Source organism: Microbispora catharanthi (assembly GCF_006334915.2).
Classification (GTDB): domain Bacteria; phylum Actinomycetota; class Actinomycetes; order Streptosporangiales; family Streptosporangiaceae; genus Microbispora; species Microbispora catharanthi.
This window is the reverse complement of sequence record NZ_VDMA02000009.1, coordinates 56,154-77,488: the sequence shown is the minus strand read 5'-3', so window position 1 is coordinate 77,488 and position 21,335 is coordinate 56,154. Positions and strand designations below refer to the sequence as shown.

The following is a 21,335-nucleotide window of genomic DNA, read 5'->3' as shown; positions in this document are numbered from 1 at the left end:
GATGACCAGAGTGAGCACCGAGGACCGCCTGGCCGTGATGGCGCTGCTCGCCGAGCACGCCTACCGCAACGACCACGGCCTGACCGACACCCTCTGGGAGCTGTACAGCGAGAAGTGCCGCTCCGAGGGGCCGATGGGCACCATGGTCGGACGCGACGCCATCAGGCAGTGGGGCGTCCGGCGCCTGAGCGACCCCAGCAAGGTCCGCCACGTGCTGAGCAACGTCCGCGTGTTCCGGAGCGAGGGGCGGCTGTGCTCCACCTCCTACTATGTGGCGTTCCGCGACACCCACGCCAGTCCGGCGACCCCCGCGAGCGTGGGCGAGTATCACGACACCTTCGAGAAGGCCGGCGACGAGTGGCTGCTCGCCGAGCGACGTGTCGTGCCGGTGTTCACCAACGCCGACGCGCCGAGGCCCGTGGTCGCGAGCCCGGAGGTCGCCGGCACGGAGGACGAGGGCAGGTGAGCGCGCCCGCGTTCCTGCACCTGAGCGTCGCATCGCAGCTGATCGCCGAGCACGCGGTGGCCAACGGGTTCACCGGCGTCGTCGTGGACATGCAGCACGGTGAGCACGACCTCGGCTCGGCGACCCGGATCATCCGCTCGGTGCCCGGCTCCCTGAGCCGCACGCTGGTGCGGGTGCCCGGCATCGACGCGGGCGTCATCGGCGCCGTCCTCGACGCGGGCGCGGGAGGGATCATCGCCCCCTGCGTCGAGAGCGCCGAGCAGGCCCGCGCCGTGGTGGCCGCGACGAAGTTCGCACCGGTCGGAGCCCGGAGCCTCGGTCCGCAGCGCCCCGGGCTCTACCAGGGGCCGGACATGTGCGCCTCGGCCAACGCGAGCGTGCGCGCGTACGTCCAGATCGAGTCGGCCCTCGGGGTCGAGCGGCGACGCGAGATCCTCACCGTCGCCGGCCTCGACGGCGTCTACATCGGCCCCGCCGACCTGGCCCTGACCATGGGCCACCCGCCGCGCCTGGACTGGGAGGACGGCCCGGTCAAGGACGCCATCGACCTGGTCGTCGCCGCCGCCCGCGAGGCCGGCGTCGAGGTGGGCGTCTTCTCCGTGTCGGGCGAGTACGCCCGCCGTATGACCGGCTCCGGGCAGGCCGACTTCGTCGGGCTCGGCAGCGACGTGGGCCTCGTGGCCCGGGCAACCCAGCTTCTGATCGGGAGTTATCGAGCATGAGTGCCGCTGATTACCAGGTCGTCATCGTCGGGGCCGGCCCGACGGGCCTGATGCTGTCCAACCTGCTCGGGCGTTACGGCGTGCGAACGCTGATCATCGAGCGGCTCCACGAGCTCATCGACTATCCGCGGGCGATCGGCATCGACGACGAGGCCCTGCGCTCGATGCAGGCCGTCGACCTCGTCGACAAGGTCCTGCCGCACACGGTCCCGCACCACATGGTGCGGGCGGTCAACTCCCAGGGCCGGGTCATCGCCGAGATGGCTCCCCAGACCGACGAGTTCGGCTGGTCGCGCCGCAACGGCTTCATCCAGCCTCTCGTCGACCGGGTGCTGCTCGCCGGTCTCGACCGCTTCCCGCACGTCGAGGTGCGGCTCGGGCACGAGCTCCTCAAGATCGAGCAGACCTCCGAGCAGGTCGCCTGCACGATCCAGGACGTCGGCTCCGGCCAGGTGACCCGGGTCACCGCCGAATACATGGTCGGGGCCGAGGGCGGCCGCTCGTTCACCCGGGAGTGGCTGGGCGCCAACTTCGAGGGCGTCACGCTGCCCGACCGCTGCCTCGTCGTCGACGTCGCCGACGACCCGCTCGGCACGCCGAACGCGATCTTCGGAGCCGACCCCGTACGGAGCTGGGCGACCTTCGGGCTGCCGCACGGCATCCGCCGCTGGGAGTTCATGCTCGGCGACGACGAGGACAACGAGCTGGCCGAGTCGGACGCCTTCGTGCGCGGCCTGCTCACCGACCACGTGCGCAGTCCCGAACGGCTCAACATCATCCGCCGGCGGGTCTACACCCACAACGCGCGGATCGCCTCGGCCTTCCGTCGTGGCCGCGTCTTCATCGCGGGCGACGCGGCGCACGTCATGCCGGTGAACGCCGGCCAGGGCTGGAACTCCTGCATCCGGGACGCCGTGAACCTCGGGTGGAAGCTCGCCGCGGTGCTGAACGGCACCTCGTCGGCCGCGCTGCTCGACACCTACGAGGTCGAGCGTCGTGACCACGTGCGCGGCATGGTCGAGCTCTCGGTCGGCATGGGCAAGGCCTTCGCCTCCCGCGGCCGGCTGCGCGAGGTGGCCCGCACCGTCGTCGGGACCGCGGTCGAGTATCTCCCGCCCGTCAAGCGCTACGTCGCCTCGATGCGCTTCAAGCCGATGCCGAGCTACACCCGCGGCGCCGTGGTGACGACCGAGATCCACAGATCGAAGTCGATCCTCCCGGCGCACGGCGTGAACCGTTCGGCGGGCAGGCTGTTCATCCAGCCGAAGGTGTCCGCACCCGACGGAGCCGTGAAACTGCTCGACGACGTCATCGGCCTGCGGTGGGCCGTTCTGGCCTGGAACAACGACCCACGCCGGCTCCTGTCCGAGAAGTCCGTCGAGGCGCTCGAACGTCTCGGTGCGGCCTTCGTCCAGGCGGTCCCCGAAGTGCAACGCGAGTGGACCGCCGCCAACGCCTCCGACGGCGTCACGGTCATCGGCGACGCCCTGGGCCGGGTCAAGAAGTGGTTCGACGACAAGCCGTACTCGGTCCTCTTCCTCCGCCCCGACCGTGTGATCGCGGCCGAGTGCCTGGCCGTCGAGGCGGACCGGACCACAGAGAAGCTGCTCGACGCCATCTCTTACCTGGCCTGACGCGCACCCTGCGGATCTCCGCTCACATCACCATCGCCCCATCGAAGGAACACCTGTGTACCACGCCAGCTTCGCCGCCCCTGACGGATCGCCCACCTGGGGAGTGATCGTGGAAGGGGCCGCCTACGATCTCGGCCCCTCCGGGCTCGGCCTCGCGACCGACCTGCGCGACGCGGTGGGGTCGGGCGTCTTCGGCCAGGTCGGGGACCGCTACCTGAACGCCCCGGCCCGGCCGGAGGCCGAGATCGAGTTCCTGCCGGCGATCACCAACCCGTCCAAGATCATCTGTATCGGTGTCAACTACCGCAGCCACCAGCAGGAGACGGGCCGCACCGAGCAGAAGGCCCCGACGGTCTTCACCCGCTTCGCGGACACCCAGATCGGCCACCTGCGGCCCGCGCGCATGCCCGCGTCGACGACCCAGTTCGACTACGAGGGCGAGCTGGCGCTGGTGATCGGCAAGGAGGCCTTCCACGTCGATGAGGCCGACGCCTGGGACCACGTCGCCGGATACGCCGCCTACAACGACTTCACCGCCCGTGACTGGCAACGCGCCACGAGCCAGTGGATCCCGGGCAAGAACTTTCCCGGGACGGGCGCGTTCGGGCCCTATCTCGTGTCCGCCGCGGACCTCGGGAACGTCGGCGAGCTCGTGCTCGAGACGAGGGTCAACGGCGACGTACGGCAGAAGGCCTCCGTCGGGGACCTGTACTTCGGCATCCCCGAGCTGATCGCGCACGTCACGGGGTTCACCCGGCTGGCTCCCGGCGACGTGATCGTCACCGGCACACCGGGCGGGGTGGGCATGTTCATGGACCCGCAGGGTCTGCTCTCCGAGGGCGACGTCGTCGAGGTGGAGATCACCGGTCTCGGCATCCTGCGCAACACCGTCCGGCGCGAGCGCTGAGGCGAGTCCACCCGGTATCCAGCGTCGGGAGTTAGACAGTCGATGCACTCTGTCATGGACACGGATGTCCTGATCATCGGGGCCGGGCCCACCGGGCTGACCGCCGCCGGCCTCCTCGCCGACCACGGCGTGCGCGTCGTGGTCGTGGAGAAGAATCCGGGCACCAGCGACGAGCCGCGGGCGATCAGCGTGGCGGACGAGACGCTGCGGGTGATGCAGCAGATCGGCATCCTGGACCGTCTCGTGCCGGAGATGCTGACGGACACCGGGGCGCGTTATTTCGGCCGGCACGGGCAACTGCTGGCCGAGGTCCGCCCGGCGAGCTCCCGGCTCGGGCAGCCGGGGAAGTCCCAGTTCGACCAGCCGGTGCTGGAGGAGCTGCTGCTCGACGCCGTCCGCGGCCGCGACCGCGTCGAGCTCCGCTTCGAGACGGAGGCCTTCTCCGTCCGGGACACCGGCGACCACGTGGAGACGACGGTCCTGGGCCCGCGGGGCAGGACGGTCGTGCACGCCAAGTGGGTCATCGCCTGCGACGGCGGACGCAGTCCCGTCAGGTGCCGGCTGGGCATTCCGATGGAGGGCTCCACGCAGGTCGAGGAGTGGATCGTCGTCGACCTGCTGGGCACCGGCGAGCACGAGAGGTTCGCCGAGTTCCACTGCAACGGCACCCGGCCCGCCGTGGTCGTCCCGGGCGTCAAGGGACGCTGCCGGTTCGAGTTCATGCTCCTGCCCGGTGAGACCGCCGAGCAGGTGACCACCCCGGACATGGTGGCGACGCTCATCGAGCCTTACCTGCGCCGCCGCGTCGCCCCCGAGGACATCCGGCGAGCGAGGGTCTACGTGGCGCATCAGCGCGTCGCGCTGCGTTATCGCCAGGGCCGGGTCCTGCTCGCCGGCGACGCCGCGCACATGATGCCTCCGTTCGCGGGACAGGGGATGAACGCCGGCATCCGCGACGCCGCCAACCTCGCCTGGAAGATCGCCGCCGCCGTCCACGGCACCGGGACGGACGCGCTGGTGGCGACGTATGAGACCGAGCGGCGCCCCCACGCCGAGCAGATGGTCAAGCTGTCGCGGCGGATCGGGCAGATCGTCATGAGCACCGATTCCAGGGTCACCCTGGCACGCGACCTGCTGCTGCGCGGCACCGGCCTGGTGCCGTCGCTGAAGAGCTGGATCACGGCGATGAAGTTCCTCAAGCAGCCGCACCACACCCGTGGCTGCATCGCCCCGGTCCCCGACGGCCTGCCCAAGACGGTCGCCGGCCTTGTCGGCCGTTCCCTCTCCCAGCCGGCGGTGCGTCTCCCCGGGGGCGATACCGCACCGCTGGACACGATGCTCGGCTCGGGGTGGAACGCACTGCGGTTCGCTGGGGGCGCCGGCATCGAGGTCATCCCGCTCGACGCGACACCCGGCGCCGCGGACGGCCGGGTCGTCGTCGCGGACCTGTCCGGCTCCTTCGCCGGGCTGCGCGCCGAGCCGGTGACCCTCCTCGTCCGCCCCGATCGATACGTGGCGGCCGCGGCGCCCGCCGGCCGGGAGTCCGAGGCGTTCGCGGCCCTCGTGGAATTCGTCCCGTGGCTCGCCGACGCCTGGCGGCGGCACCAGGAGCGCCTCCAGCCCCCGATCCCGAGCTGACCGTCCCGCTCTCCGAAAAGGGCGTCGGCCCGGCCCCCTGACTTCCTCCCACCCACCGAAGGACGCACCATGGACCAGGTTGCCGCCGACCGAGTCACCGCACCGGCGCCCGACCACGCCGAGTGGAGCGACGAGAGACTCGAAAGCGCCGTCGCGACCGCCGACCTTCCCGCCCTCCTCACCACCCTTGCTCAGATCCTGGACGACGACGCGTTCATCGACCCCGCCCTGCGCCCCGACTCGGTGATCCCGCCTGCGGGCGCCCTGCACCAGGGCGGCCTCGACGAGGAGCGGCAGCGGCGGGCGCGCGAGCTCTGCCTCGACGGGCTGCGGCGCTTCCGCGACTCGGGGTTCACGACGGGGCCCGAGCCGGCGCCGGCCCGCCTGACCCGGCTGCTCGACTTCATCGCCCACGAAGCGGACGAGTCCTACCTTCCGCTGCTCGCGCACGAACTCGACATCCCGCACGACAGCGGCGCCCCCGGCTGGGAGCTGAAGGCTCTCGACCCCGAGCGCGATTTCCGCGTCGCCGTCATCGGCGCTGGTCTGTCCGGGCTCGTCGCCGCCCACCGGCTCAGGCAGGCCGGGGTGGATGTCGTGGTCTTCGACAAGAACCCGGACATCGGCGGAACCTGGTACGAGAACACCTATCCGGGATGCCGGCTCGACACGCACAACTACGCCTACAGCTACTCGTTCGCGCAGAAGCCGGACTGGCCGTGCTACTTCTCGAGCCGCGAGTCCATCCAGGCCTACCTCGTGAAGTTCGCCGAGGACGCCGGCCTGGCCCCGCACCTACGGCTCTCGACGCATGTCGTCGCGCTCGACTTCCAGGAGCCGGACGCGAACTGGCGGGTGCGATACCGCGCAGGCGACGGGGCCGAGGCCGTCGAGGTCTTCGACGCCGTCGTCAGTGCCGTGGGGCAGCTCAACCAGCCGCTGATCCCGAGGTTCGAGGGCCAGGAGCTGTTCCGGGGCGAGACCTGGCACACCGCGCGCTGGCGTCACGACGTCGACCTGACGGGTCTGCGCGTGGGCGTCGTCGGCACCGGCGCGTCGGGCTTCCAGGTCGTCCCGGCGATCGCCGAGCAGGTGGAGCACCTGACCGTCTTCCAGCGCAACCCCCCGTGGACGCTGCCGACCCCGCGATACACGGACGAGATCGAGGAGGAGCTCATCTGGCTCTTCCGCCAGGTGCCGTACTACGCGCGGTGGTATCGGTTCTTCCAGTTCTGGACCTCGGTCGAGGGCCGTCGCCGCTTCGCCGAGGTCGATCCCGGCTGGACCAAGGAGGGCTCGGTCTCCGAGCAGAACGAGGTCCTGCGAGTGGCCCTGACCGACCACCTCACCGCGCAGTTCGCCGACCGCCCGGACCTGCTCGACCACGTGATCCCGGCGTACCCGCCGGGCGCGAAGCGGTTGCTGCGGGACAACGGGAGCTGGGCGCGGGCCCTCAAGCGGGACGACGTCGCCCTCGTGACGGACCGGATCCGCGAGTTCACGGCGAACGGGATCCGCACCGAGGACGGGACCCTGCACGAGCTCGACGCCGTCATCTACAGCACCGGCTTCAGGGCCTCGGAGTTCCTGTCGGCGATGCGGGTCACCGGCACCGGGAAGCGGGACCTCCAGGACTTCTGGGACGGCGACGCGCGGGCGTATCTCGGCATCACCGTTCCGCACTTCCCCAACCTGTTCCTCGTCTACGGCCCCAACACCAACCACGTAGTCAACGGCAGCACCGTGCTGTTCACAGAGCTCGCCGTGGAATACATCGTCGAGGTTGTCGAGAGCCTGGTGCGCGACGGCGACGCGGCGCTCGACTGCCGCGAGGACGCCTACCTGAGCTACAACGACGCCGTCGACGCCGAGAACGAGCGGATGGTCTGGGGCGCGGCCAAGGTGAGCAGCTGGTACAAGAACAGCAGGGGGCGCGTGTCGCAGTGCTGGCCGTTCCCACTGCTCGACTACTGGAACGCGACCCGCGAGGTCGACCCGGAGGCGTACCGCCGGATCCCACGTCCCGGACCGTACACATCGGCGTGAACCCGATCAAGAAGTCGCACCGGACGTTGGCGGCCCGCCTCGCCGGTGTGACGAGTCATGCCGGATGGCACACGGCTCTCTTGGGTATCAACCCCCTCAGATGTGCACATAAGGCGCATCCTCATACATTCGGGGGAATCATGGCTGACGACGGTCAGAAGAAGAAGCCCGCGAAGTCCACCGGCAAGGCGAAGAGGACGGCCATCAAGGAAGCCCGCTCGGCGAAGCAGGCGAAGAAGGCCAACCGCCCCGCCGAGGGCGCGAGCGAGTGACGGCCGCACGGCCGGTGCCACCATGATCCGGGCCGGGCCCACCGTGGCCCGGCCCTCCTCCTTCACCCGCACCTTCGCCCCCGCCCCCGTGTGCGACGCCTCCCACTGTCCTGGATACTCGGAAGCCGTAGAGCCGATCTCGCTTGTTCTGGAGGGCCGCCCGTGAGGCTTGGAGTCGTCTTCGACCGCGACCTGCCGCCGGAGTCGCTTCCGTCGTTCGCCGGGGAACTCGACGGCACGGCGGTCTCCGACCTGTGGGTGGTGGAGGACCTCGGCTGGACGGGCGCGATCTCCTCGGCGGCCACGGCACTGGCCGCGACCTCGCGCCTGCGCGTCGGCATCGGCATCACCCCCGCGCCCCTGCGCAATCCGATGCTGCTGGCTATGGAGCTGGCCAACCTGGCCCGCCTCCACCCCGGGCGGCTGGCCGCGGGGATCGGCCACGGCGTGCAGGCGTGGATGCGTCAGGTGGGCGCCGCCGCCGCGTCGCCGCTGTCGCTGCTTGAGGAGACGATCACGTCCGTACGGGCGCTGCTGCGCGGCGAGACCGTCACCCTGCACGGACGCGAGGTGAGCCTGGACGGCGTCCGCCTCGTCCACCCGCCGGCCGAGCCGCCGCCCGTCCTCGCCGGAGTGGTGAACCCGCGCTCGCTGGCACTGTCGGGACGGGTGGCCCAGGGGACCATCCTTCCCGAGGGTCTCGCCCCGGAGCGGTTGCGGTCGATGATCGAGGGGATCGGCGCGACCGACGATCACGAGGTGGTGGCGTTCATCCACCTCTACGTCGGCGACGACGCGCGCGCGGCCATGCGGCGGGCGGCGGAGGAGCAGGCAGGATTCCTGCAGGTGGCGCCGGAGGAGGTCGTCATGGCGGCGGGTTCGCCGGAGGAGGCGTCCGCGCAGGTCAGGGCGTTGTGGGAGGCGGGCGTGTCCACGGTCGCCGTCCGCCCGGTGGGCGCCGACCCGCTCTCCCACGTCCACGAGCTGCTGTCGGCCCTCTGACCCGTCGTACGGCGCCGGGACATGACATTTGTCCTGGGGATAACAGGATCGGGCCCACTACGCCGGGACACGCAGGATCGGGCAGAGTTGAGGCGTGGACACCCCGACCCTCCGATCTCCTCAGCACCGCGTGAGCCGTACCGCCGTCTGGTACTGGGCCGCGCGGGCCGCCCTCGGCTGGCTGGTCCTCCTCGCCGCCCAGGTGGCCTGGCTCGTGGCCGACAGCGACGGGAGCGCCCTGCCCGTCACCGCGCACGTGGCCGGTCTCGTCGTCACCGCCGTCGTCGCGGTGGCACACGTCACGGTCATGCCGCAGTGGCGTTATCGGGTGCACCGCTGGGAGGCCACGTCCGCGGCCGTCTTCACCCAGTCGGGCTGGTTCAAGCAGGAGTGGCGCATCGCACCCGTCTCCCGCATCCAGACCGTGGACAGCGAGCGCGGCCCGCTGGAGCAGATCTTCCGCCTGGCCAACGTCACCGTCACCACCGCCTCCGCCGCCGGCCCGATCAAGGTCAGCGGCCTCGACCGGGACACGGCCCAGCGCCTGGTCGCCGAGCTCACCGCGACCGCGCAGGCGACGGCGGGTGACGCCACGTGATCGACGTCGTCGAGACGACCTTGACCTGGCGGCGGCTGAGCCCGCGCATGCTGGTGATCCACCCGTTCCAGGAGGTCGTACGGGCCGCCCCGGCGCTGCTCGGCCTGCTGGTCGCGGGGTCGAGCAGCGGCGGGCAGGGGCACCTGTGGAGCGTCGCGGGCGTCGCCCTCATGGTCGTGCTCGGCATGCTCCGCTGGTTCACCACGACCTACCGCATCACCCCCGAGCACGTGCAGGTCCGCCGCGGCCTGCTGACCCGCAAGGTGGTGACCGTGCCCCGCGACCGGGTCCGCACGGTGGACGTCACCTCCCACGTGCTGCACCGCGTGCTCGGCCTGGCCCGGGTGGAGGTGGGGACGGGCACGTCGGAGCGCAGGCACGAGGGCCGGCTCAAGCTCGACGCGCTGACCGCCGCCGAGGCCGCCCGCCTGCGCGTGGAGCTGCTGCACCGCTCCCCCGCCGCTCCCGCCACCGCGTCCACCGTGTCCCCTACTGCGTCCCCCACCGTGTCCCCTCTGGCGCCCCCCGCCGGGAGCACGCCGGCCGCGGAGACCGAACTCGCGCGCATGCGTCCCGAGTGGGTGAGATTCGGGCCGTTCACGATGTCCGGGCTCGTCACCGTGGGCGTCGTCGCCGGCTTCGTGTCCCGCCTGGTCTCGGAGGGCAACGTCGACCTCGGCAGGGTCGGGCCCGTCCAGGAGACCTGGCGGTGGTTCAGCGCGATGTCGCTTCCGCTGGAGATCGCGACGGTGGTGCTCGTGCTGGTGGTGTTCGTGAGCGTCGCCTCCACGCTCGGCTACGTCCTGGCCTTCGGCAATTTCCGGCTGACCCGGCACGCCGAGGGCACCCTTCACGTGACCCGGGGGCTGCTGACCACCCGGGCCATCACCATCGAGGAACGGCGGCTGCGCGGGGTCGAGGTGAGCGAGCCGCTGCTGCTGCGTGCCGTACGCGGGGCCCGGCTGTCCGCGGTGACGACCGGGCTGCGGGCGGCCCAGGGCTCCCAGCGCGGCGGGTCGTTGCTGCTGCCGCCCGCGCCGCGCGCGGCCGCCGTGTCGGTGGCCCGGCTCGTGCTCCCCTCTGTCGCCGGCGCCTCCTCCGCCTGGGAAGCCTCGCCGGTCACCGCGGACCTGACCGCGCACGGCCCGGCCGCGCTGCGCCGCAGGTTCACCCGGGCGTACGGCGTGCACGCGCTGGTGCTGGCCGCGCTGCTCGCGCTGTGGTGGTGGGCCGGGCTGCCCTCGTGGACCTGGCTCACCGCCGCCGCCCTGCTGCCGCTGACCGCCCTGCTGGCCGCCGACCGCTACCGCTCGCTCGGCCACGCTCTGACGTCCGGCTATCTGGTCACCCGCTGGGGCTCGCTCGCACGCCGCCGGGTGGCACTGGAGTGTGACGGCGTCATCGGCTGGAACATCGAGCGATCGTTCTTCCAGCGCCGGGCCCGCCTGGCGACGCTGACGGCGACCACGGCGGCGGGCAAGCAGGGCTACCAGGTGCGCGACGTGGACCTCACCGAGGCGCTGCGCCTGGCCGCGGCGGGCACCCCGGGCCTGCTCGACCCGTTCCTCGTCGAGGCGCAGCATGTCAGCTAATAGCATGTGATGCCCGATAAGACCGGTTTGACCTCAGGAGTTGGATTGTCCCGCTACGGCCAGATGTTCGGCCCCGACATCACGTTCCTCGGCGTCGAGCGGTGCGACCTCGACGACCCGGCCGGCTACGCGGACGCCGACGTCGTCATCCTGGGCGCGCCGTTCGACGGCGGCACCTCCCACCGCCCGGGCGCGCGCTTCGGCCCGAACGCCATCCGCCAGACCTGCTACCTCCCCCACGACGGCTCCCGCCCGAGCCTGGCGCTGCGCGTGGACGCCCTCAAGGACCTGCGGGTGCTGGACGCCGGAGACGTGGAGACCTACGCCGGGGACATCGAGGGCAGCCTGCGCGCGATCGAGGACGCTGTCGCCAGGATCGCGGCCTCCGGGGCGATCCCCGTCGTCCTCGGCGGCGACCACACGATCGCCCTGCCCGACGCGACGGGCGTGGCCCGCCACCACGGCTTCGGCCGGGTCTCGATGCTCCACTTCGACGCGCACGCCGACACCGGCGACATCGAGTTCGGCCACCTGCACGGCCACGGGCAGCCGATGCGGCGGCTCATCGAGTCGGGGGCCATCCGGGGCGACCGCTTCCTGCAGATCGGCCTGCGCGGCTACTGGCCGGGGCCGGAGATCCTCGACTGGATGGCCGGGCAGCGCATGCGGTCCTACGAGATGACCGAGATCGTCACCAGGGGCCTCGACGAGTGCCTCACCGAGGCGTACGCGATCGCGCTCGACGACTGCGACGGGGTCTACCTGTCGGTCGACGTGGACGTCTGCGACCCGGGCCACGCGCCGGGCACCGGCACGCCCGAGCCGGGCGGCCTGTCGGCCCGTCAGCTCCTCGACGCCGTGCGCAGGACCTGTTACGAGCTGCCCGTCGTCGGGTTGGAGATCGTCGAAGTGGCCCCGCCGTACGACCACGCGGACATCACGGCGTACCTGGGCAACCGGGTCGTCCTGGAGGCGCTGTCGGCGATCGCCCGTCGCCGCAGGGACGCCGCCGACGGCACTCGCTGGGACCCCGCGCGGCCCCTCCTCGACGGGCGCTGATCCACACCGCCCGACCGTACGGTCCCGGCCTAGACGCAGGCCTTCTGCTCGACGTCGCACAGCCGGACTTCGGGGTAGCGCGTTGACGGCTTGTCCAGCAGGGGCTGGGACCTGTGGCGCAGATGCAGGTCGAAGAAGGCCGCGACATGGCTGCGGGTGATCTCCACGGCGCGCGCCCCGGGCAGGCCGGGATTGCGGTAGATGCCGAGTTGCTCCACCAGCAGCGCGGTGTCGGTGAAGGAGACATGCTCTGCCCCTGACACCACGAGCCAGCGCTTCCATCCCGTCAGACGGGCCCAGTCGCGGTCCCACGTGGTGTCTTCGCCTCCCGGGCTGTGCATGGCCTGCGTGCCCAGGAAGAGGAACGGCCGGGACAGTCCGCTGCCCGGGATCGGGGCGAATGTGGTGCCGTCCATGTCGATCCCGGCACGTATGCGGGTGTCCTGCAGCATGGCGGCGATGGTGCTCGCGCCTCCTGCCGAGTGCCCGGCCATCGCGATGCGGGAGCGGGCGATCAGTGAGGCGCCCTTCCATTTGGGGTGCGCGCCGGTCAGTTCATCGAGGACGAAGGAGACGTCGGCCGCCCGGCTCCGGCCCACCGTGTTCCAGAACTCCTGGTCCTTGGGTGCCTCACATGCGACGCAGGTGGTGACCCGGCCGTCGGGGAAGGTCGTGGCCAGGCTCTCATAGGTGTGGTCGATGCCGGCCACCACATAGCCCCTGCTCGCCAGTTCCTCCGCCAAAGCGGTGAGCGAGCTGCGGGGTTCGGTGAAGCCCGGGGAGAGCACCACCAGGGGCAGGCTGTGTTCGCGTCCGGCCGGTTCGGCGTCGCTGAGGGCGTTGGTCCGCGTTCTGCTCAACGCGTCGTACGGCACGCCGGTGATCTCTCCGCCTTTCAGGATGAGCTCCGACTCCTTGGCCGTCATGTACGGGGCTCGCTTCCCCTTGCGGGATTTCGCCGGGTACCACAGGGAGACCATGAGTTCCCTCGCCTTCACACCGGGGACCCACGGATCGACGCGGGAGCTGTCCTCGAGGTGGAGGGACGTGGTGCCGACCGGCCGGGATCCGGTCGGTTCGGGCAGCCGGGGCATGCCGATCCGGGCGGATGCCGGACCGGCGGCGGATGCGGTGGAGCCGGGCGACGCGTTGCGCGGCGGGGCGCCGGACACGACCGAACCGGACGCGGAGGCGCAGGAGGTGGCGGCCACGAAGGCGAGCAGGGCCGCGACGGTGATGGCGCCTCGGCTGATCCGGCGGGGCGGCGTCGACGCACCACCGCCGACGCCTGCGCCGGGTCCCGAGACGGGGCCGGGCATGCTCTCCCTCTCCATCGCATGATCCATGAACTGTCCTTCCGGGTGGGGGCCGCCTCGACGGGGCCCGTGCGGGCGGCCGGTGGCGGCAACGACGCTAGGGACCGGGCAGGCCCGTCCGCGTCGGCTGCCATGCCGATATCGATCCCTTCGCAGGGAGGAGCCCGCCGCGGGGTCGTCCTTCCGATGTACTTCTGGCGGAGGTCGGATCCGGTCATCGGGGCTGATGCGGGACGTGCCGTGCGGTCGGGACAATGCATCGGTGACAGCGAGCGAACGACGTGGATGGCGGCGGTTCGGGCTGGATGTGCTCCGCCCAGTGTGGAAACCCGCCCGGGCCTCGCGCCGGTCGCTCCTCGCCGACCTGCTGCTCGCGATCGCCTTGACCGTTGCCGCAGTGGCCGCGACGGCGGGCGCGACAGACGATGCCCATCGCGTCGACGAGCAGCCGCCCTCCCTGCTGGAGCCCTTGCGACTGCGGCCCTCACCACCGCCGCGAAGCAGCGACGCCGCTCCCGACCGCCTGGAACGGCCCCTGGTCACCGCCGACGACCAGCAGGATTCGGGCCCGCTTCCGCTCCTGGTGGTTCTGACGGCCCTGCCGCTGGCGATGCGACGGTTGTACCCGCTGATCACCTTCTGGGTGGTGCTGGCCGCGGCGTTGGGCACCCGTGACGACGCGACGTGGATCACCGTGCTGACGTTCGCCATCGCCGCCTACGGGGCGGTGGCCCACAGCACGCACCGGGCGCCGGCCGTCGGGGGACTCGTCCTCGCCACCGTGCTGGCGGGCGTCGCCTTCCGGGACTCCGTCCCGGCGTTGCCGAGCTGGCTGGGGCCGTTCGTGGTACTGATGAGCGCCGGAGTCGCCGCCGCTTTCGTCCGATCCTGGCGGCGGCAGCTCGACGCCGGCCGGCGCCGGGTCGCCGAACTACAGCGCGCCCAGGAGGAGGCCATGCGCGAGGCCGTCCGGGGAGAGCGCTCCCGGATCGCCGGCGAACTGCACGATGTCGTCACCCACAATGTGAACGTGATGGTGATCCAGGCCGGTGCGGCACGCGCGGTGATGGACACGGCTCCGGCTCGGTCGAAGCAGGCCCTGCTCGCGGTCGAAGCCGGCGGCCGCGCCGCCATGGCGGAACTACGCAACGTCATGGGACTGCTGGCCGGGCCGGAGAGCGAGCGGGCGGGCGGCAGTGCCGACGGGCTCGAACCGCAACCGGGACTCGACCAGCTCGATTCGTTGATCGAACGGGTTCGCGCAGCCGGAGTGCGGGTCGGCGTCGAGATCTCCCCGCCGCCCGGTCCGCTGCCGCCCGGGGTGGAACTGGCCGTCTATCGCGTCGTCCAGGAGGCCCTGACCAACACGATCAAGCACGCGGCCGGTGCGGCGGCGTCCGTCGCCATCGGCCACCGCGGCGGCTGGCTGGAGATCGAGATCACCGACACCGGCGGCAGGCTGACGGCCCGCGCGGGAGACGGCCAGGGCCGGGGCCTGATCGGGCTGCGGGAGCGGCTCGCCCTCTACGGCGGCACCCTGCAGGCCGGACCGCGGAGCGACGGCGGCTATCGAATCAAGGCGCGGGTTCCGTGGGCCACTACGTGAACGGGCCGACGCGCGTGGTCATCGCCGACGATCAAGCACTGGTACGCAGCGGGTTCGGGATGATCCTCGCCGCCGACGGCATCGAGGTGACGGCCGAGGCGGCCGACGGAGCGGAAGCCGTCGCCGCCGTCCGGCGTACTCGGCCGGACGTCGTGCTGATGGACATCCGGATGCCGCGGATGGACGGCCTCGAAGCCACCCGGCAGATCATGGCTGCCGACCCGGGCGAGACGCGCGTTCTCATCCTGACCACCTACGACCTCGACCACTACGTCTACGCCGCACTCACCGCAGGGGCCAGTGGCTTCCTGCTCAAGGACGTCACACCGGAGCACCTGGTGGCCGCGGTGCGTCTGGTGCGCGCAGGGGACGCCCTGCTCGCACCGACGATCACCCGCCGTCTGGTCGAGCGGTTCGCCCGCCGTGACGAGACCAGAGCAGCCGTACACCGGGATCTGTCGGAGCTGACGCCCCGGGAGCTGGAGGTGTTGCGCCTGCTCGCCACCGGGCTGAGCAACGCCGAGCTCGCTGACCGGCTGAGCCTCAGCCCGACGACGGTGAAGACTCATGTCGCGCGCATCCTGTCCAAGCTCGGCCTCAGGGACCGGGTTCAGGCCGTCGTGCTCGCCTACGAGACCGGTTTGATCACCCCGGGCTCGCTCGCCGACCGGCCGCCGGGGAGTACGCCTGCCTGAGCCGTCCCGCATCGACCCCGAGAGGCAAAGGGACAGCCGCACCTGACATTTCCGCACATCGGGCGACAGGCGATCTGGTAGGCATGGTCGGGTGACGCGATCGAGAACCGCCGCCGTCCTGGCCGTCGCCGCCGCGCTCCCGGCGCTCCTGACCGGCTGCTCCTCAGACGGCCGCGGCGCGGGCCCGGCAGGGACGACGGCGGCGCAGGCGCCAGCCCCCTCCTCCGATCCGACCGGCTCCGATCCGACCGGCTCCGGCGGCCGCGGCGCGACGGCAGCGGCGAGCGGGCCGGCGATCAGGGACGCGTCGGCCGCCCGTCCGGTCCGGTCCCCCGCGAAGCCCGTCCGGGTGCCGGCCGGGGTGACGGCGGGGTACGCCGTGGTCGACGTGACCACGGGCAGGACGGTCGCCCAAAGGCAGGCGCACCACCGGTTCCGGTCGGCGTCGGTGGTGAAGATCCTCATCGCCACCGACTACCTGGAACGGCGCAGGGGGACGATCCCCGCCGGGGACATGGCGCTGCTGACGCCCATGCTCCGCGGCAGCGACGACGACGCGGCGACGGCCCTGTGGCGGCGCGGCGGCCAGGGCGAGATCGTGCGACGCATGGCGCGCAGGATCGGCCTGACCGAAACCGCACCGCCACCCGCCGCCAAACCCGGCTTCTGGGGCTACACCGCCATCAGCGCGGCCGACATCGCGCTCGTCTACCGGTATCTGCTGCGGCGGGCCGAGCCCCGCGTCCGCGACTTCGTCCTCGGCAATCTGCGCAAGGCGTCCCAGTGCGCTCGCGACGGTTTCGACCAGTTCTTCGGCATCCCCCGCGCTGTTCCCCGACCCTGGGCGATCAAGCAGGGCTGGTCCGGGTATGGCGCGGTTCCTCCCGTCAAGTGCACCCGCGCGAGGGCGACGTCGTACCGTATCGGGGCAGTCACAATGGGCGGCAACCCGGTTGATTTCGGCCGTCCGGTGCTCCACACTACTGGCGTGATCGGCGACCGGCTGATCATGGTGGTGCTCACCCTGCAGCCCTCGGGGGCGTCCTTCACGCAGTCGGCCGAGCGGGTGACGAAGCTGGCGAGAGACCTCTATCTCAGCGTCGCCTAGCGGTCCGGTTCGTACGGGGAGGGACCGTTCTGTTTAGAGGCGGGGCCGCCGGGCAGCGATCACGCGTGCTCTCCCTCCTCTCTGAAAGCTGGTCGGCGATGGGTTTCCCGTGGGGATTGCTCGGCCGGGACATGGCGGTCGATCTCGGCACGGCCAACACGCTCGTGTACGTGCGCAAGAAGGGCGTCGTCCTCGACGAGCCGTCGGTGGTGGCGATCAACCTGCACACGGACAGGATCGTGGCGGTCGGGACCGCGGCGAAGGAGATGATCGGGCGGACCCCGCCCCACATCGCCACGCTGCGCCCGCTCAAGGACGGCGTGATCGCCGACCTCGACGCGGCCGAGCGCATGCTGCGGCATTTCATCCAGGTGGCGCACAAGAGCCGCTACCTGGCCAGGCCCCGGGTCGTCGTCGCCGTGCCGAGCGGCACCACGAGCGTGGAGCAGCGCGCGGTCAGGGAGGCGGCGTACGAGGCGGGCGCCCGCCGCGTCCACATCATCGAGGAGCCGATGGCCGCGGCGATCGGCGCGGGACTCAACGTGGGCGACACGACCGGCAACATGGTCGTGGACATCGGCGGCGGCACGACGGAGGTCGCGATCGTCTCGCTCGGCGGGGTGGTCGTGTCGAAGTCCGTGCGGGTCGGCGGCGACGAGCTCGACGAGGCGATCGTCAACTACGTCAAGAAGGAGCACTCCCTGATGCTCGGCGAGCGCACGGCCGAGCACGTCAAGATCAAGCTGGGCAGCGCGCGGCCCGGCGGCGACGACACCACACCGCTGCCGATCCGGGGCCGCGACCTGGTGACCGGCCTGCCCAAGACCGCGACGATCAACCGGGCGCAGGTCAGGGAGGCGATCGAGGACCAGGTCCAGACGATCGTCGACGCCGTGCAGACCACGCTGGACCAGTGCCCGGCCGAGCTGGCGGGCGACCTGATCGACAACGGCATCGTGCTGACCGGCGGCGGCGCGCTGCTCGACGGGCTCGCCGGACGGCTCGAAAAGGCCGTCGGCATGCCGATCCACCTCGTCGACCAGCCGCTCCAGTCGGTGGTGCTGGGCGCGGGCCGGTGCGTCGAGCGCTTCGACGACATGCAGGACGTGTTCCTCCCCGAAACGCGACGATGAGGGCCGCCGGTCGCCGGGCGCCCGCGCTGCTGGCGCTCGTCTCCGCCGCCCTGATCGCAGCCGACACCGTCACACCACTCGAGCCGCTGCGGGCGTTCGGGTCGGCCGTGTACGGCGGGCTGGAGGACGCGGCGTCCGCCGGCGTCCGCTGGGCGTCGGGCGAGCGGCGCCTGGAGGAGCTCGAACGCGAGAACGCCCGGCTGCGCGCCGACCTGCTGGCCGCCCGCCGCACGACCCCGTCCCCCGCTCAGGCGGACGGCTACCGGGTCGCGTCGGCCCACGTCATCGGCTTCGGCCGGGACGGCACGGTCACCGTCGACACCGGCTCCGACGGCGGCGTGGACCGCGACATGACCGTGTTCGACGGTGACGGGCTGGTCGGCCGGATCCTGCGATCCGGTCCCGGCACGGCGACGGTCCAGCTGGCCACGGCCTCCGGCGCCTCGATCGGGGCCCGGCTCGAGGGCTCCCGGGAGGTCGGCCTGGTGACCGGCGTCCCCGAGCGCGGCCTGCTGCGGCTGAGCCTGCTCAACCCCTCCGCGGAGGTGAAGCCCGGCGACCGGGTGGTGACGCTGGGCTCGCGCGACATGCGGCCGTACGTGCCGGACGTGCCGATCGGCACGGTGGTCACGGTGGAGCCCGCGCCGGACGCGCTGACCAGGACGGCGCTCGTGCGTCCCTTCGCCCGATTCACCGCGCTCGACCTCGTCACCGTGGTGCTGGGACCACAGCCGGACGGCGCGGCGGCGGACGCGTCCGCCGGCGAAGGCGAGGCCGGGGGCGGGGATACGGACGCCGCGAAGAGCGGCTCGAAGAAGGCGAAGGGGGCGTGATGAAGGCGGTCGTCCTGTCCGTGCTCGTCGTCCTCGTCGCACCGGTGCTCCAGGTCGCCGTGGTCAACGGGCTGTCGCTGCCCGGCGGCCACCCCGACGTCGTGCTGGTCGCGGTCGTCGCGCTCGCGCCGCGTCTGCGGCCCAGGCCGGAGACCAGGGGGTTGCCTGAGCGGGGCGCCGCGGGGGGAGGAGCGGGCGCGTTCCTGGGGTTCGCCGCGGGCCTGGCCGCCGACATCGCGCCGCCCGCCGACCACACCATAGGGCGGCTCGCCCTCGTCATGTGCCTCGCCGGGTGGGTGTGCGCACGGGTCGCCGCGGACGGCACGGCCGGGCGGCGCGCCGCCGTCGCCGCCGCCGTGGCCCTGGGCGCGACGCTCGCCGGGGGCGTGCTCGCGGCCCTGCTCGACGGCACGCCGTGGGGCACGGCCCTCGCGCCCGGCGCCGTCGCCTGGACCGTCGGCCTGGCCGCGCTCGTGGCGGCGGCGCTCGCCCTGCTGCCCCGCCGCCGGTCGTTCGGGCGGGTGCCCAGATCACGGGACAGTTCACGTGATCCGTACGCGCGAGGGAGGCGGCTTGCGTAGGAGCGTCAAGCAGCGCCCTCTCAACCGGGGTCGCAACCGGCCCCAGGGCCGCCTCACGCTCGTGTTCGCGGTGGTGACCGCGCTCATGCTGACCCTGCTCGGGCGGCTGTGGTACCTGCAGATCGTCACCGGCCCGTCGTACGTCAGGGCGGCCACGGAGTCGCGGGCGCGCTCGGTCGTCCTGCCGCCGGTGCGGGGGCGGATCCTCGACGTACGCGGCCGGCCGCTGGTGGCCAACGAGACCAGACCGCAGGTGTCGGTGGACTACATGGCCCTCATCCACCAGCCCGACGGCGGGAAGGACGTGCTGGCCCGGCTCGCCCGGGCCCTTGGCCGGCCCTACCAGGAGATCGCCGACCGGGCCCGGCTGTGCGCCGGGGACGTGCCCCGGCCGTGCTGGCCCGGCTCGCCGTATCAGCCGATCGTCATCGCGGACGACGTGAGCGTGCGCACGGCGCTGTGGATCGCGGAGCGGCAGGACGAGTTCCCCGGTGTCAGCACCGCGCTGCGGCCGGTCAGGACCTACCCCCTCGGCTCGGCCGCGGCGCACGTGCTCGGCTACCTGCAGCCGCCCTCCCCCGACGACCCCGAGGGCGGCCCGGAGCTGATCGGCCGCGACGGCCTCGAAGCGCAGTACGACCGCGAGCTGGCCGGGCGCACCGGGATCAGAGAGGTGGCGGTGGACAGCACGGGCAAGATCACCGGCCTGATCCGCGAGGAGGCCGCCGTGGCCGGGGACACGCTGGTGACCAGCGTCGACGCGCGCATCCAGGAGGTGGCTGAGCGGGCGCTGGCCCGGGCCGTGACCGCCGCGCGCAAGCGGGGCGAGCCCGCCGACAGCGGCGCGGCGGTGGTGCTGGAGGCGAAGACCGGGCGGGTGACGGCGATCGCCGACTATCCCACCTACGACCCGGGCGTGTGGACCGGGGGCATCTCGCAGCACGACTACGAGGACCTGCCGCTGGTCAGCGCCGCCGTGCAGGGGCAGTGGCCGCCGGGCTCCACCTGGAAGGTGACCTCGACGGCCGCGGCGGCGAAGGCGGGCTACTCGCTGCGGGCCTCCTACGACTGCCCGGGCGGTTACAAGATCGGCGGCCGGGTGTTCCACAACTTCGAGAGCGCCGAACTGGGCCGGATGGACATGCACCGGGCCCTGGTGGTGTCCTGCGACACGATCTTCTACCGTTTCGCGGAGAAGATGTGGCGGCACGACGGGGGGCTCAAGCCGGTCAAACACCCCAAGGACCCGATGCAGGCGATGGCCAGGGAGTTCGGGTTCGGCACGCCCACCGGCGTCGACCTGCCGCACGAGGCTCAGGGAAGGGTGCCCGACCGCGCCTGGAAGAAGGCCAACTGGGAGCGGACCAAGGCGGACTCCTGCCGTCGCGCCAAAACCGGCTATCCGGAGATGTCCGACCGCAAGCGGGCGGCCTACCTCAAGGCGCTCGCCGCCGACAACTGCCGCTCCGGCGGGGTCTGGTGGGCCGGCGACGCGGCCAACTTCTCGATCGGCCAGGGCGACGTGCTGGTGACGCCGCTCCAGCTCGCCCGCGGGTACGCCGCGCTCGCCAACGGCGGCACGGTCTTCAGCCCCAGGATCGGCAAGCAGGTCGTGCGCCCCGACGGCACGGTGGTCCGCACGATCACCCCGCCCGTGGTGGGGAAGATCGACGCCTCGCGCAAGACGCTGCGGTTCATCCGCGACGCACTCGCCGGCGTGCCGCGCACGGGCACAGCCGCGGGCGCGTTCGAGGGGTACGCGTTCACGCGTCTGCCGGTCGCCGGGAAGACCGGCACCGCCGAGGCGTACGGCAGGAAGGACACCTCGTGGTTCGCCTCCTTCGGCCCGGTGAAGAAGCCCAAGTATGTCGTGGTGGTCGTCGTCTCGCAGGGTGGCACGGGCGGGACCACGGCGGCCCCCGCCGCCCGCGAGATCTGGGAGGGCATCGCCGCCCTGACCCATAAGGCGAAGAAGCACGACGGAAAAAAGCACGGCAAGAAGGACAAGAAGGACGCCAGGGGGACGCGGTCCGCCTCCCTGCCTCCCGTCGCGTTCGCCGGGACGGGTGGCGCGCGGTGACGGGCAGGGCTCAGACAGGCAGCGGTCGGACGGGCAGCGGTCGGACG

At 72.1% G+C, this 21,335-nt stretch carries 19 protein-coding genes; 18 read left to right on the top strand and 1 reads right to left on the bottom strand.

From position 1 onward, the window contains the following. Nucleotide 1: 1 nt before the first annotated feature. The 11 genes from FH610_RS18585 to speB all read left to right on the top strand — a co-directional run bounded on the left by FH610_RS18585 (nt 2) and on the right by speB (nt 11,936). Nucleotides 2-466: a nuclear transport factor 2 family protein gene (locus FH610_RS18585; RefSeq protein WP_139575783.1), complete on the top strand. Its 465-nt coding sequence runs from the start codon at nt 2-4 to the stop codon at nt 464-466. Next, nucleotides 463-1,188, top strand: coding sequence for an HpcH/HpaI aldolase family protein (locus FH610_RS18580; protein ID WP_161628029.1), 726 nt, complete (start codon nt 463-465; stop codon nt 1,186-1,188). Before FH610_RS18585 ends, FH610_RS18580 begins: the two co-directional genes overlap by 4 nt. Then, a complete protein-coding gene (locus tag FH610_RS18575; RefSeq protein WP_139575781.1) occupies nt 1,185-2,822 on the top strand; it encodes a bifunctional 3-(3-hydroxy-phenyl)propionate/3-hydroxycinnamic acid hydroxylase in 1,638 nt (545 codons plus the stop codon). Before FH610_RS18580 ends, FH610_RS18575 begins: the two co-directional genes overlap by 4 nt. 55 nt (nt 2,823-2,877) lie before the next feature. Further along, nucleotides 2,878-3,729 (top strand): fumarylacetoacetate hydrolase family protein, encoded by an 852-nt coding sequence (locus tag FH610_RS18570; RefSeq protein ID WP_139575780.1) that lies wholly within the window; start codon nt 2,878-2,880, stop codon nt 3,727-3,729. Nucleotides 3,730-3,771: 42 nt separating this feature from the next. Further along, nucleotides 3,772-5,367: an FAD-dependent monooxygenase gene (locus tag FH610_RS18565; protein ID WP_139575779.1), complete on the top strand. Its 1,596-nt coding sequence runs from the start codon at nt 3,772-3,774 to the stop codon at nt 5,365-5,367. A gap of 69 nt (nt 5,368-5,436) precedes the next feature. Continuing rightward, a complete protein-coding gene (locus tag FH610_RS18560; protein WP_139575778.1) occupies nt 5,437-7,413 on the top strand; it encodes a flavin-containing monooxygenase in 1,977 nt (658 codons plus the stop codon). A gap of 140 nt (nt 7,414-7,553) precedes the next feature. Further along, the gene (locus tag FH610_RS45240) at nt 7,554-7,685 is read left to right on the top strand and encodes a hypothetical protein (RefSeq protein WP_259405367.1); all 132 of its coding nucleotides are present in this window, start codon (nt 7,554-7,556) and stop codon (nt 7,683-7,685) included. Nucleotides 7,686-7,847: 162 nt separating this feature from the next. Beyond that, the gene (locus tag FH610_RS18555) at nt 7,848-8,687 is read left to right on the top strand and encodes an LLM class flavin-dependent oxidoreductase (RefSeq protein WP_139575777.1); all 840 of its coding nucleotides are present in this window, start codon (nt 7,848-7,850) and stop codon (nt 8,685-8,687) included. Nucleotides 8,688-8,781: 94 nt separating this feature from the next. Continuing rightward, nucleotides 8,782-9,285 (top strand): PH domain-containing protein, encoded by a 504-nt coding sequence (locus FH610_RS18550; RefSeq protein WP_139575776.1) that lies wholly within the window; start codon nt 8,782-8,784, stop codon nt 9,283-9,285. Continuing rightward, entirely contained in the window at nt 9,282-10,877 is a 1,596-nt protein-coding gene (locus FH610_RS18545) for a PH domain-containing protein (RefSeq protein WP_205825873.1), read from the top strand. Before FH610_RS18550 ends, FH610_RS18545 begins: the two co-directional genes overlap by 4 nt. 45 nt (nt 10,878-10,922) lie before the next feature. Next, nucleotides 10,923-11,936, top strand: coding sequence for an agmatinase (gene speB, locus FH610_RS18540; RefSeq protein ID WP_139575775.1), 1,014 nt, complete (start codon nt 10,923-10,925; stop codon nt 11,934-11,936). Nucleotides 11,937-11,965: 29 nt separating this feature from the next. Here speB and FH610_RS18535 read toward each other — a convergent pair whose 3' ends face one another. Then, nucleotides 11,966-13,282, bottom strand: a complete 1,317-nt coding sequence (locus FH610_RS18535) for an alpha/beta hydrolase family protein (protein ID WP_240809051.1) — start codon at nt 13,280-13,282, stop codon at nt 11,966-11,968. 289 nt (nt 13,283-13,571) lie between these two features. On the opposite strand from FH610_RS18535, the gene FH610_RS18530 reads away from it, so the two are divergent. The 7 genes from FH610_RS18530 to mrdA all read left to right on the top strand — a co-directional run bounded on the left by FH610_RS18530 (nt 13,572) and on the right by mrdA (nt 21,288). Next, complete coding sequence (locus tag FH610_RS18530; protein ID WP_240809050.1) at nt 13,572-14,858, top strand: sensor histidine kinase; 1,287 nt, start codon at nt 13,572-13,574, stop codon at nt 14,856-14,858. Then, nucleotides 14,843-15,553, top strand: coding sequence for a response regulator (locus FH610_RS18525; protein WP_276607689.1), 711 nt, complete (start codon nt 14,843-14,845; stop codon nt 15,551-15,553). The genes FH610_RS18530 and FH610_RS18525 overlap by 16 nt, the downstream gene beginning before the upstream one ends. 91 nt (nt 15,554-15,644) lie before the next feature. Next, on the top strand, nt 15,645-16,661 hold the full coding sequence (locus tag FH610_RS18520) for a serine hydrolase (RefSeq protein ID WP_205825872.1): 1,017 nt from the start codon (nt 15,645-15,647) through the stop codon (nt 16,659-16,661). A gap of 98 nt (nt 16,662-16,759) precedes the next feature. Then, nucleotides 16,760-17,794 carry a rod shape-determining protein gene (gene mreB / locus FH610_RS18515; protein WP_240809049.1) on the top strand — a complete coding sequence of 345 codons (1,035 nt, stop codon included), beginning with the start codon at nt 16,760-16,762 and terminating at the stop codon, nt 17,792-17,794. Next, nucleotides 17,791-18,627, top strand: coding sequence for a rod shape-determining protein MreC (mreC, locus tag FH610_RS18510; RefSeq protein ID WP_139575773.1), 837 nt, complete (start codon nt 17,791-17,793; stop codon nt 18,625-18,627). Before mreB ends, mreC begins: the two co-directional genes overlap by 4 nt. After that, nucleotides 18,627-19,208, top strand: a complete 582-nt coding sequence (locus FH610_RS42885; RefSeq protein WP_161628027.1) for a hypothetical protein — start codon at nt 18,627-18,629, stop codon at nt 19,206-19,208. The genes mreC and FH610_RS42885 overlap by 1 nt, the downstream gene beginning before the upstream one ends. Continuing rightward, on the top strand, nt 19,201-21,288 hold the full coding sequence (gene mrdA / locus FH610_RS18500) for a penicillin-binding protein 2 (RefSeq protein WP_205825871.1): 2,088 nt from the start codon (nt 19,201-19,203) through the stop codon (nt 21,286-21,288). The genes FH610_RS42885 and mrdA overlap by 8 nt, the downstream gene beginning before the upstream one ends. The last annotated feature ends 47 nt before the right edge of the window (nt 21,289-21,335 follow it).